The 12,373-nt window shown below is 48.5% G+C and carries 14 protein-coding genes; 6 read left to right on the top strand and 8 right to left on the bottom strand.

Going from position 1 to position 12,373, the window contains the following annotated elements; genetic code table 11:
• Positions 1-3: 3 nt before the first annotated feature.
• A complete protein-coding gene (mutT, locus tag RJ32_RS01865) occupies positions 4-420 on the top strand; it encodes an 8-oxo-dGTP diphosphatase MutT (protein ID WP_011233707.1) in 417 nt (138 codons plus the stop codon).
• Positions 421-455: 35 nt separating this feature from the next.
• Here mutT and yacG read toward each other — a convergent pair whose 3' ends face one another.
• The 8 genes from yacG to nadC form a co-directional block, all read right to left on the bottom strand.
• Positions 456-650, bottom strand: a complete 195-nt coding sequence (yacG, locus tag RJ32_RS01860) for a DNA gyrase inhibitor YacG (RefSeq protein WP_011233708.1) — start codon at positions 648-650, stop codon at positions 456-458.
• Positions 647-1,411: a cell division protein ZapD gene (gene zapD, locus RJ32_RS01855; protein WP_034818590.1), complete on the bottom strand. Its 765-nt coding sequence runs from the start codon at positions 1,409-1,411 to the stop codon at positions 647-649. Before zapD ends, yacG begins: the two co-directional genes overlap by 4 nt.
• 40 nt (positions 1,412-1,451) lie before the next feature.
• Positions 1,452-2,060 (bottom strand): dephospho-CoA kinase, encoded by a 609-nt coding sequence (coaE, locus tag RJ32_RS01850; protein ID WP_034818588.1) that lies wholly within the window; start codon positions 2,058-2,060, stop codon positions 1,452-1,454.
• A gap of 2 nt (positions 2,061-2,062) precedes the next feature.
• On the bottom strand, positions 2,063-2,923 hold the full coding sequence (locus RJ32_RS01845) for an A24 family peptidase (protein WP_011233711.1): 861 nt from the start codon (positions 2,921-2,923) through the stop codon (positions 2,063-2,065).
• Between the two features lie 15 nt (positions 2,924-2,938).
• On the bottom strand, positions 2,939-4,117 hold the full coding sequence (locus RJ32_RS01840; protein WP_034818580.1) for a type II secretion system F family protein: 1,179 nt from the start codon (positions 4,115-4,117) through the stop codon (positions 2,939-2,941).
• Entirely contained in the window at positions 4,104-5,417 is a 1,314-nt protein-coding gene (locus RJ32_RS01835; RefSeq protein ID WP_034818578.1) for a GspE/PulE family protein, read from the bottom strand. The genes RJ32_RS01840 and RJ32_RS01835 overlap by 14 nt, the downstream gene beginning before the upstream one ends.
• Complete coding sequence (locus RJ32_RS01830) at positions 5,417-5,899, bottom strand: prepilin-type N-terminal cleavage/methylation domain-containing protein (protein ID WP_034818576.1); 483 nt, start codon at positions 5,897-5,899, stop codon at positions 5,417-5,419. The genes RJ32_RS01835 and RJ32_RS01830 overlap by 1 nt, the downstream gene beginning before the upstream one ends.
• Positions 5,900-5,998: 99 nt before the next feature.
• Positions 5,999-6,868: a carboxylating nicotinate-nucleotide diphosphorylase gene (gene nadC / locus RJ32_RS01825; RefSeq protein ID WP_034818574.1), complete on the bottom strand. Its 870-nt coding sequence runs from the start codon at positions 6,866-6,868 to the stop codon at positions 5,999-6,001.
• A 67-nt stretch (positions 6,869-6,935) separates the two neighbouring features.
• Here nadC and ampD point away from each other — a divergent pair, with 67 nt between their 5' ends.
• The 5 genes from ampD to RJ32_RS15175 all read left to right on the top strand — a co-directional run.
• Positions 6,936-7,484, top strand: coding sequence for a 1,6-anhydro-N-acetylmuramyl-L-alanine amidase AmpD (ampD, locus tag RJ32_RS01820; protein WP_034818572.1), 549 nt, complete (start codon positions 6,936-6,938; stop codon positions 7,482-7,484).
• 10 nt (positions 7,485-7,494) lie between these two features.
• Positions 7,495-8,319 carry a beta-lactamase regulator AmpE gene (gene ampE / locus RJ32_RS01815; RefSeq protein WP_034818570.1) on the top strand — a complete coding sequence of 275 codons (825 nt, stop codon included), beginning with the start codon at positions 7,495-7,497 and terminating at the stop codon, positions 8,317-8,319.
• Positions 8,320-8,404: 85 nt separating this feature from the next.
• Positions 8,405-9,151, top strand: a complete 747-nt coding sequence (gene pdhR, locus RJ32_RS01810) for a pyruvate dehydrogenase complex transcriptional repressor PdhR (protein ID WP_034818568.1) — start codon at positions 8,405-8,407, stop codon at positions 9,149-9,151.
• Positions 9,152-9,176: 25 nt separating this feature from the next.
• Positions 9,177-11,849 (top strand): pyruvate dehydrogenase (acetyl-transferring), homodimeric type, encoded by a 2,673-nt coding sequence (aceE, locus tag RJ32_RS01805; RefSeq protein WP_034818566.1) that lies wholly within the window; start codon positions 9,177-9,179, stop codon positions 11,847-11,849.
• 12 nt (positions 11,850-11,861) lie between these two features.
• Positions 11,862-12,373 (top strand): biotin/lipoyl-containing protein (locus tag RJ32_RS15175; protein ID WP_034818564.1); only part of this gene is annotated, 512 nt, incomplete at its 3' end.

Below are 12,373 nucleotides of genomic sequence, written 5' to 3'. Positions count from 1 at the left end.
TTTATGGAGACCCAAAAATCGCCTGCTGTCCATGTGGCAGTAGGCGTGATTGAAAATGAACAGGGCGAAATTTTTATCGCTCAACGTCATCCTGAACAACATCAGGGTGGTAAGTGGGAATTCCCCGGCGGTAAAGTCGAAGCTGGCGAGAATGTTCAACAAGCATTGCAGCGCGAACTAAAAGAAGAGTGCGGTATTGATGTGACCGACATGGCTCCATTAACCGTCATAGAGCATCAGTACAAAGATAAGCGAGTTTTACTCGATGTCTGGTGGGTGCTTTCATACAGCGGTGAAGCGCGTCAGTTAGAAGGTCAGGACTGGTGTTGGGTTGATAAAAACCAGCTGGATGCATTCCAGTTTCCGGAAGCTAATCAACCCATTGTCGAATGCATTATGCAGTCATTGAACGCTTATTAGTACAGCAACTCGTACTCTAATGGCTACTACCTGAACTAATAATCTGATTCTTCGTTGTTATAGTCGTCGTTAGCTATGACAACTGGCTCGCCCGGGATGCTTTTTTCCTCGTTTGCCCATTCACCTAAATCAATCAGCTTGCATCGCTCACTGCAAAAAGGTCTGGCAGGGGATTTTTCTGACCACTCTACCTTAGTCTGGCAGGTTGGGCAGTTAACACTAATACTCATGGACTACACCTTGCTAGTTCAAATTCAATATCGTGCAGGGATGTTTCTTTGCTCTCCCCGGGTAAAGGCATGAATCGTACCGTAAATCGCTGCCGATGCCCACTGATGACCGGATAAATCTTGGCAGAGCGGGGGACCTTAATTCGCAGCATGGCAAGCAGTTGCTCTGAACTTTCCTGCAGGAAACCATTTTGCAATTGTATTGGCGCAAAAACGGATTGCTCGCGTAATAATGTCAGTTTTAAGGTAATAGCCAGTTCAACAAAAGCCAGTGTCTGACTCCAGCTTTCACATTGTTGCCGCTTTTCTTCAGCAGACTGACTTAACCATAAATGTAGCTGAGGTAATTCAAATAAGCCGCTCATGCCCGGCTGGCTGAATCGCTGGCGTATACTCGTTAGCAGTGCATCGTCTTTGAGTTGGCGCAAGTACTTTGGAATATCCTGAAGCGTGTTGATGCAATGCTCAATTTCATTAATGGTTCTTCGCAATGCATCGCGGTCAACATCGGGGTGCTCTTCCCATTTTTGTAAACGCTGTTTGTCGAGCTCTAAGTCTTTCGTCAGTTCGGTACGGATGTCACAGCGCTCAAGTAGTTCGGTGACAGCAAACAGGGCGTTAAAAAAGGGTTCAGCCTGTTCATCAAAACAGACTCGGCTGGCTTTTAACTGTTCGAAGCCATGTTCTAAACGCAAATAAGTTCGCATACGCTCCTGAAGCGGATATTCATAGAGAATGTTGTCGTTATCAGTAGATGTCATGCGATTGCCGATTGTTGAACTCTGTTGCTATGATAGCGGATTACTCTTCCTGTGCAACGGTTGCCGCAAGATAGCGCTGATGCAGTTGGTTAACTTGCCGACGTAATTGGTCGATACTGCCCTCGTTATTCAGAATATCATCCGCTTTGCGAAGTCGTGTCTCACGACTCAGCTGAGCTTTCATTATTGCCTCAACTTCTTCTTTTGGACTCTCGTCGCGCTGAATGGTTCTTTGCAGTTGCAATTCTTCCGGAACATCCACGACTAATACCCGCTGGCAGTACTTATCTAAATTATTTTCCAGTAACAGCGGCGCTGATAAAATTACATAGGGTGAGCTGGCCTGTACCAGTTGAGTCAGAATTTCCTCACGTATGGCTGGGTGCAACAAGCTGTTCAACCAGTCTTTTTCTGCAGGGTCAGAGAATACTTTTTGGCGTAGCGCTTTGCGATCAAGCTCGCCTTTGTCGGTTAGCAGATCTCGACCGAAATGTTCTGCAATTGCTCGCAGGCAGGGGGTGCCCGGCATTACCACCTGACGGGACACAATATCGGCATCGATCACGGTTATGCCCAATTTTTCAAACTCAGCTGTGGCTGCCGACTTTCCGCTACCGATACCACCGGTTACACCAACTACATAGGTCATACTCAAGTTCCCCCTAACCAATGCCAGTAGCTGAACAACAGCTCCATACCATAGAAATAACTCAGCAGGCCTCCGCCGATTAGAAAAGGCCCAAAAGGTATGGGTTGAGAGCGGCTTTGCCGGCGTAACATAATCAGGCCTATTACGGCTCCGCAAACCGAGCTGGCAAGAATTGTGACCGGCAACAGAGTCGCGCCGGTAAAAGCGGTGATAGCTGCCAGCAGTTTAAAGTCACCATAGCCCATACCTTCTTTGCCGGTGATAAGCTTATAGGCCCAGAACACGCTCCAAAGGCTAAGATAACCCGCTGCGGCACCAATAATTGCGGAGGTTGGAGTCATGTCACTTAAGTCAGAGATAGACCAGAGCAAAGCCACCCAGAGTAAAGGGTAAGTGAGCTGATCGGGCAGTAACTGATGACGCCAGTCAATGACGAACAGGCAAATTAATAACGAAAAGACCGTAGCATATACCAGCGCTGGCAGAGTGAAGCCGAAATACCAGCCTATTATGCCAAACGCCAGGCAACTGATAATTTCAACCAGCCAGTAGGTAACCGGAATGCGAGTTTGACAATGGCGGCAGCGTGCGCGCAAAACCAGATAACTCAACAGCGGAATATTATCGTACCAGGCAATAGAGGCCTTGCATTCAGGGCAATGGGAACCCGGAAACGCGATGGAAAAGCGGTCCTGTTTGGTTACCGGCGTTCCGTTCATTTCGGCACATTCGCGCTGCCATTGGCGTTCCAGCTGTATTGGTAGCCGGGTGATCACTACATTCAGGAAGCTCCCAATAACAGCTCCCAGCACCAGCGCGACCATCAATGTCGGTATTGATCCGGCAGCAAGCAAGTATTCCATACTTCTATTCCTTAGTTATTGAAACTGCTGCCCCATAGAAAACAGCGGTAAATACATAGCGACCAAAAGAGTGCCTATAATGCCGCCTAAAACGACCATCAGCAAGGGCTCTGCCAGTGCAATCAGGCGCTCACAATTTTCCTCAAAACGTTGTTGCTTGAAATCGGCAAGTGCGGCGAAGGCATTATCGATTTTACCATTTTGCTCGCCAACTTTAAGAAAACTGAGAGTGCGGGGCTCATTCAGCGCACTGGAACGGAAACTGTCTACCCAACCGTTACCGGACTCTAGTTGCTGATGAATTTGACGCAAGGCTGCTTTATGGGGCAACCAGTTCAGGGACGATTCGGTGCTGAGAATAGCTTGCCGGGTTTCAATACCGGCACGCAGAGCTACTGCCAACCGGTGAAACAGCTGCTGCAGCTTAATATCCTGTAGCAATTGACCAATAACGGGTAATTGAGCAAGTGTGCGTTGGGAGAACAGCGGAGCTTTGTTTTTAACGGTCAAAAGAGTAACTGCCGCAGCTAATATCGCACTGAAAATGACAAATGCCTGCTCTTTCAAAAAAGCTGATGAATTCAGTAAAACGGCAGTGAGCCAGGGTAGTTCGCCTTCGCCAAAAAGCTGAGCAAAGGCAGGCAAAACCCAGCCCATCATCATGAAGCAAACACCAGCTGCCACGAGTAATACAATGACGGGGTAACGCAGCGCTTTGGTTAATTGCTTTTTCAGTTGATGCTGGCGTTTTTCCAGTTCTTGTAACTGCTGTAACGCATCCGCAAGCTGTCCGTTTTGTTCCGCCCAGGCTATGGCATTTATGTCAGCTTTGGGTAACCAGTGTTCATAATAAGTCAGTGCTCGACTGAAAGAGAAGCCATGCTCAATGCTGCGAATACAATCTTCAATTAACCAGCGCAGGCTTCTGGACTTAGTTTCACAAATACTGTGCCGCAGAGCTTCTGAAAGCGGCAGGCCACTCTCCAGTAAACTGGCGGTTTGTTGCAACAGAATGTACCAGAGCGATAATTTAGGCCTAATAAGTTTTCTCTGACGCTTCGATAAGCGTTTCATTTTTGTACAACGGATATGATGTTGCGATAACAGCTGTTTCGCCTGCAACAGTGAGTCTGCATGAACCAGCCCGGATGAATTGCCTGTCTGCCACTGCCAGCAGTGATTAAGAGTCTGCATAACTGAAACGCTCCTTCTCTGCACTGCTAATCAAACCGCTATCGATATAATGCTGTAGCGCCTGCGAAAAATCCGGAAGCTTCAAATGGCCCAGATAGTGGCGCAAATCTTTAATGGAGGCTCGCGAGCTGATTAGTTTCTGAACTAGCTCTTCAGAGTCATCCAACCAGGGCACAACCTCAAACACCGCCTGGCGGTTTTTCTCCGTTTGGTTGTGGCGCTCGGCTACTGGCAGTAAACGTTGGCTGACAATAAGCTTTAATGAGCTGCGAATATCCAGCGGGTTAACACCCAAGGAATGCAAACGCTTTAACGTATCCAGGCAGTTGTTGGTATGCAGTGAACTCAAAACTAAATGACCCGTTTGCGCTGCCTGCACGGCAATTTTGGCTGTCTCTGAATCGCGGATTTCGCCAATAAGGATAACATCGGGGTCTTGTCGGAGGAGGGCGCGTAGAATCGATGCGAAGGTCAGTCCCTGGCGTGTATTCACCATCACCTGACTGCAACCCGGCAGCGGAACCTCAACCGGGTCTTCGACACTGCAGACATTGCTGCGCTCAGTATCCAACTGGTTCATTGCACTGTACAAAGTTGAAGTTTTGCCGCTACCGGTAGGGCCGGTCACCAGAATTAACCCCTGCGTCTGACTTAAACAGCGGGCAAACCAAGCGTACTGTTGTTCCAGCAGGCCGGTTTGCTGTAAGGGGGTAATGTTGTGAGTTGGTTGTAAACATCGCAGCACCAACTTTTCTCCACCGATAACCGGACAGCAGTTTAATCTGAATTCCAGTTGCGTGTTATCACGAGATTGCACGGACAAGCGGCCGTCCTGCGGTTGGCGTTGCTCAGTTAAATCAAGGTTGGCCTGTACTTTAATACGCGAATAAACCTGTTGAGCAAATTCTCGCGCTATAAAATCTAAACGGCGCAGCTGGCCGGCTTCACGGCCTCTGACAACAACACCTTGGTTCAGAGGTTGCAGATGCAGGTCAGATAATCCTTTCTCAGAGCAATAGAGCAGTAGCTGGTTAACGTATTCGATAGCCGAGTCCTTTGGCAGTTGAATACCAGGTAGCCTGCCTTTGCCACGAATCAGCAATACTTTTTTATCGCTGTAAAAGCTCAGTAATACCTCGTCGACCGGGGCAAACCCGGGTTGTTGTACTAACATGAGCCATGTTTTCCCCTGAGCAAAAAGCAGCAAACCATGTTGTTGTAGAAAAGGGTCGTGCTCATTCTCAGAAGAACTCGTCTGCCCGGCCAGATGAGTGAGTGAACAACGCGCGAAGTCAGTCATTAGTAGCTTACCTGCTGTTCACAGTTTTGCACGACTGAGCGCATTTCGCTGTAATCGGAACAGGCAATGTTCCAGTCTAAATGCGTATTCTCGGCGTTGGGTGTCAGTTCAATCTGCAGTGGCTGATTGTTAATATTGACTGAGTTTAGAGTTAGGCGCACGGCAGCGGACTCGGTCAGACTGAGGTCGCTAAGTTCATCGGGCAACGGAGAAGGTAAACCCGGTAGGCCTTTATTTCCCGGCTGATTGCACTGGTTTAACTGCCCTTCAATTTGCCAGCATAAAGCGATACCCAACTGTAACGGCTGGGCATGGGCTAAAGCTTTACTAACTTTGGCCTGCTGGGTGTAATAGGTGTACGACGGAACGGCAATAGCCGAGAGGATGGCAATGATGGCCACCACGACCATCATCTCGATAAGACTGAAACCGTTATCGGGAAAACGAAGAACGGGTAAACGGTGAAAATGTGCTTCCTGCATAATTCAGCTCCCTGTTTAAGAACAGCAGAACTGTGGTTCACCCGGGCGAATTAGTAAATTCTATTTTCCTGTAAGTTATTGGCTATCCACCGCCATTTTCTAGCTATCTTCTGAAATTCTCATTGATAAATCAATTGCCTGGACGTTCTTTGTCAAAGCGCCGGAGGAAATAAAATCAACCCCGGTGGCAGCCAGTTCCGGTAAACGCTCATCGGTAATATTCCCCGAAACTTCTAGTTGCGCGCTGTGCCCGGCATTGTCATGATTTTGCTGTACGGCCTGCTTAATGTCTGCAATACTGAAGTTGTCCAGCATAATCACGTCGGCTTCGGCCTTCAGAGCCTGTCCAAACTCATCCAAATTTTCGACTTCAACTTCCACCGTTTTACCGGGGTTCAGGCGTTTGGCCGTAGCGACAGCCTGAGTAATGCCCCCACAGGCGAAAATGTGATTCTCTTTAATCAGGTAAGCATCAAATAAACCAATGCGGTGATTCACACCACCACCGCAGCGCACCGCGTATTTCTGCGCTAAACGCATACCAGGCAGTGTTTTCCGGGTATCCAGCAGTTGCGTTTTATAACCGTCTAGCAATTTACTGTAGTGATAAGTGGTGGTCGCAGTCGCCGATAAGGTTTGTAAAAAGTTCAGCGCCGTGCGTTCACCGGTTAGCAAAATGCGGCTGGGGCCTTTTAAACGGCAGAGCTCCGTATTGGCTTTCACGTTATCGCCGTCTTTTACCAGCCATTCTATTTCCACCTGTTGGCCCATTTGGCGAAACACCTGATCAACCCAGGCACAACCACAGATCACAGCATCCTCGCGGGTAATAATGCTGGCGCGGGACTGACTTTGTTCCGGAATCAGTTGCGCAGTAATATCTAAACTGGCGTCTTCACCGAATAAATCTTCTTTCAATGCGGCGCGCACGCCGTCCTGAATAGCAAGTTGCAGCTCGGGCTGGCTCATAGATGGCTTTACCTTTTAACAGACAATACGGATACTAGGGGGCAAACTTTACCGTTTTGTTGAGCCTGTGAAAAGCGACCCGATAAAAAATCATAAAATAACGACTGCGGTGCAGCATCCGTCCCCGCATTACGATGAGCGCCCACAGACCGCTGAAGTCAGTCTGCTGGTCATTCATTGTATTAGCCTGCCGGAGGGACAATATGGTACACCTTATATCCGTCAGTTGTTTCTGGGCGAACTGGAACCCGGTGCACATCCGGACTTTGCTATTCTGAAAGGGCTGAGGGTGTCGGCCCATTGTGTGATCCGCCGGGACGGTACGCTGGAGCAATACGTGCCTTTTGATAAACGAGCCTGGCACGCGGGTATGTCCCGTTACTGCGGGCGCAGACGATGTAACGATTTCAGTATAGGCATTGAGCTCGAAGGAACCGACCACAGTGCCTATACTCAACAACAATACGAACAATTAATTGCAGTCACTAAGGCGTTAATCAGCACATATCCCAAGTTAAACCGTCGACGTATTGTCGGCCATCAGGATATCGCCCCGGGTCGTAAAACGGACCCGGGCAGTGAATTTGACTGGCAAACCTATTTAAATGCCTTATAAGGAGTCATGAATGGTCCTCATTGCGTTGCTGATTGCATTAAGCGTTGAGCGTTTGTATCACAGCCCGGCCTTTTTGCACTGGTCGTTTTTTCTGGAACGCTGGCAACACTGGAGTGCGGCACGGGTTACAAACGAAAAGTGGGAAAGTGAACCACTGCAACTGGTTCGGCTGCTGGTTCCTGCTTTGGCTGTCGGTTTTCTAGTGGTGTTGTTGGACAACCTGATGGTGACCTTTATTGTCAGTATTTTGTCTTTACTGCTGGCGATCAATTGCGAGCCCGCCCGCAAAAGTTATAAGGCTTATCTAAAAGCCGCAAACCGTGGTGACGAACAACAGGCTAATAAACATCAATTAGTATTAACTGAATTTGCCGGACATCATCAGCCAAAGCAGTTCAGTGACTCGTTAATCTGGATCAATTATCGGCAATATATCGCGGTAATGTTCTATTTTGTGCTGTTTGGCAGTTTCGGCGCTCTGGTATACGCCAGTCTGCGTTACGCGGAAAAACAATTAAGCGAACCGCCGTCGACTAAACCCTGGCAGCAATTTATGTGGTTTGCAGACTGGGTTCCGGCTCGCTTAGCCGGGTTTGGCTTATTAATTGTGGGGCATTTTTCGCGGGCGTTTCCCGTTTGGGTCAAGCACAGTCTGAACCCGCAGGCCGAACCGGATAAACTGTTTTTTAATGTCGCCAGCAAAGCAGAAGACAGCCCTCAGCACCCCGACGACAGAACCGAGCATATTGCTTGTCAGTTGCGCTTAATGCGTCGTCAGCAGATTTTCTGGGTTTGTGTTATTGCCGCCTTGACTCTGACCGGTTGGGTTAGTTAGAGGTTGTACCAGCTGAGAAAAATTTGGGTTCAGCGGGTAAATGATTTAGAATAACCGCATCATTTGGTCTGACCAATTTACCGTTATGCCGGATTTACCCATAAAACAAACGAAGCTATCTGACACTATCGTCGCTCATCTTGAGCAGATGATCGTGGACGGACGGCTTGGTGCCGGGCAAAAGCTTCCGTCAGAACGACAGTTGGCTCAGCAGTTCAATGTGTCGCGCCCGTCGTTGCGTGAGGCTATTCAAAAACTGGAAGCAAAAGGTGTCTTAGAGCGTCGGCAGGGCGGTGGCACTTATGTTATTAACAGCATGAATGAGCAACTGACCGAACCTTTATTTGAATTACTGGCCAAACATCCAGAGTCACAATTTGATTTGTTAGAGTTCCGTCATGCACTGGAAGGCATCTCGTCCTTTTATGCAGCATTACGAGGCACCGAGGCCGATCTGGATCGGATTTCTGAGAGTATAAAAGACTTAGAGAATAGCCGGGCTAACAGCATCGATGATCAGGTCAATGCAATAGTGGAATTCTATCACCGTATTGCAGAGGCCTCGCACAACGTTATTTTGTTGCATGTCATTCACGGCATGCAGGAATTACTGGCCGAAAATATTAGGCAGAACCTGGAAATACTGGCGGGTCGTGACGACTTGCTGGGAAAACTGAATCAACACCGTCAGCAGCTGGTTAGTGCCATTGTTGCCGGTAAACCGGAGCAAGCGCGGGATGCGTGTCATCAACATTTAGCCTATATTGAACAGACATTGTTAAACTTAGGCAAAGAACAGTCACGCATTCAACGTTCGCTACGACGTTCCTGAATTGATAAAAAGGTAAGGAATAGCTATGAGTGAAGAATTAAACAAAGATGTCGACCAGCAGGAAACTCAAGAGTGGTTAGACGCTCTTGAGGGGGTGCTTGAGGCTGAAGGCCCGGAAAGAGCGCACTATCTGTTAGAGCAACTGGTCGACAAAGCTCGTCGCAATGGCGCTTATTTACCGTATAAGCCAACCACGGCATATCTGAATACCATTCCTGCCAGTCAGGAACCCACTATGCCGGGTAACCAGACGCTGGAATCGCGCATTCGTTCAGCCATTCGCTGGAATGCCGCCATGATGGTGTTGCGTGCATCGCAAAAAGGCGAAGAGTTAGGTGGCCACCTTGCCAGTTTTGCTTCTTCGGCGATGTTATACGATGTTGGCTTTAACCATTTCTTCCGTGCGCCAAATGAAGACGATGGTGGTGACTTCCTGTTTATCCAGGGGCATGTGTCACCTGGTATCTACGGCCGGGCCTTCATTGAAGGACGTTTGACCGAAGAGCAATTGAATAACTTTCGTCAGGAAGTCGACGGTAAAGGCTTACCTTCTTATCCGCACCCGAACTTAATGCCGGACTTTTGGCAGTTCCCGACGGTCTCTATGGGCTTAGGCCCAATTCAGGCTATCTATTTAGCCCGCTTCCTTAAGTACCTGACTGACCGTGGCATTAAAGACTGTTCAAAACAACGTGTTTACTGCTTCTTAGGTGACGGTGAAACCGATGAGCCAGAAAGCTTAGGTGCTATTGGTCTGGCTGCTCGCGAGGAGCTGGACAATCTGACTTTCGTTATTAACTGTAACCTGCAGCGCTTAGACGGGCCGGTACGTGGTAACGGTAAAATCATTCAGGAACTGGAGGGTAACTTCCATGGCGCCGGCTGGGAAGTGATTAAAGTTATCTGGGGGCGCTACTGGGATCCGCTGTTGTACCGCGACACCGAAGGTAAATTGCAGCAGTTAATGGAAGAAACCGTTGACGGTGATTACCAGAACTTTAAAGCCAAAGGTGGCAAGTTCACCCGTGAAAACTTTTTTGGTAAGTACCCTGAAACCGAAGAAATGGTCGCCAACTTGTCTGACGAAGACATCTGGCGCTTAAACCGTGGCGGGCATGACCCGGTAAAAGTCTACTCGGCGTACCATAAAGCCGCTAATACCAAAGGTCGGCCACAGGTTATTTTAGCGAAAACCGTAAAAGGTTATGGCATGGGTGCTGCGGGCGAAGGTAAAAACATTGCCCACCAGGTTAAGAAAATGGATTTAGACGCGGTTAAGCACATGCGTGACCGTTTCAATATCCCGTTTGAAGACAAAGAGCTGGAAGACCTGCCGTACTACAAGTTTGACGACGACAGCGATGAAATGAAGTATTTGAACGAGCGTCGCGAGAAGCTCGGTGGTTATATGCCAGTGCGTCGTCCGGAAAGCGATGTTGAGCTTGAGCTGCCCGCACTGAAAGCTTTTGATGCGGTTCTGAAAGGTTCAGGGGATCGTGAAATTTCCTCAACTATGGCCTTTGTTCGTGTACTGACAGCGCTGCTGAAAGACAAGAAAATTGGTAAACGTATTGTGCCAATTATTCCGGATGAAGCTCGTACCTTTGGTATGGAAGGCTTGTTCCGTCAGGTGGGTATTTATTCGCACCATGGCCAGAAATACACGCCGCAGGATAAAGACCAGGTTGCCTATTATCGTGAAGATAAAAAAGGCCAGGTGATTCAGGAAGGCATCAACGAACTCGGTGCTATGGCGTCCTGGATTGCAGCGGGTACCAGTTACTCGTTAAATAACGAGCCGATGATTCCGTTCTACATTTACTACTCAATGTTCGGTTTCCAGCGAGTCGGTGACTTAGTCTGGGCCGCAGGTGACAGTCAGACCCGCGGCTTCCTGGTCGGAGGTACTGCCGGTCGCACAACGCTTAACGGTGAAGGTCTGCAGCACCAGGACGGACACAGCATGGTTCACTTTGGCACGGTGCCAAACTGCATTAGCTATGATCCGACATACGGTTATGAAATTGCAGTTATCGTGCACGATGGCCTGAAACGCATGTTTGGCGACCAGGAGAATGTTTTCTATTACCTCACTGTAATGAATGAAAACTACCATCAACCTGAAATGCCGGAAGGTGTCGAAGAAGGCATCATCAAAGGTATTTACGAACTGGATAAAGTGAAGGCCAAGAATAAGGCCAAAGGCGACGTTCAGTTGTTAGGCAGTGGCACCATTTTGCAGCAAGTACGTGAAGCCGCGACAATCTTGTCTGAAGAGTATGACGTGAACTCAACGGTTTACAGCGTAACTTCATTCAATGAGCTGGCACGTGACGGTCTGGATACTGACCGCTGGAACATGCTGAATCCTGAGAAGAAAGAAAAAGAAGCCTACATTACGCAAGTCATGAAAAAGGCAAAAGGACCGGCAGTAGCAGCAACTGACTACGTTAAGTTGTACGCTGATCAGGTTCGTGCCTGGGTACCAACCTCTTACCGGGTATTAGGTACTGACGGCTTTGGACGCTCAGACAGCCGCGCTAACTTGCGTAAGCATTTTGAGATTAATCCGCAGTACATTGTGGTTGCAGCACTTAAAGAGCTGGCAGACCAAGGTGATATCGATAAGAAAGTGGTAGCTAAAGCTATCAAAGACTACGATATCGACACTGACAAGCTGAACCCACGTTTAGCATAAGGAGGTACTGAGATGGCCGATCAAATCGAACTCAAAGTCCCCGACGTGGGCGGCGAAGAAGTAGAAGTTATTGAAATTTTGGTCAGTGAAGGCGATACCGTTGAGCAGGAAGACGGTATCGTCACTGTCGAAAGTGACAAAGCTTCCATGGATATTCCGGCGTCTTCAGGCGGTAAAATTACCGAGCTGAAAGTAAAAGTTGGTGACACCATTAGTGAAGGCGATGTGCTGGCTATGATCGAAGCTTTCGGAGGAGCCGACGAATCGGATGAGTCTGACAGCGAAGAAGAAGCTGAAGACAAAACCGATGACAAAGCGGACGAGGAAGAAACCAAAGACAAAGCTGAGGAATCGGAAGATAAACAGGAAGAAGAGAAAGACGAAGACTCTGAACCTGAGAAAAAATCTTCCGGTGGCGGCAGTAAAGTTATCGACGTAGAAGTACCGGATATTGGTGACGAAGAAGATGTCGAAATCATCGAAATCCTGGTCTCTAAAGGTGACTCTGTTTCTGCCGAAGATGG

It is taken from the genome of Idiomarina sp. 28-8 (assembly GCF_000320945.2).
Taxonomy (GTDB): Bacteria; Pseudomonadota; Gammaproteobacteria; order Enterobacterales; family Alteromonadaceae; genus Idiomarina; species Idiomarina loihiensis.
The sequence above is the reverse complement of the archived record's forward strand: the minus strand, read 5'-3'. Positions and strand labels throughout refer to the sequence as shown.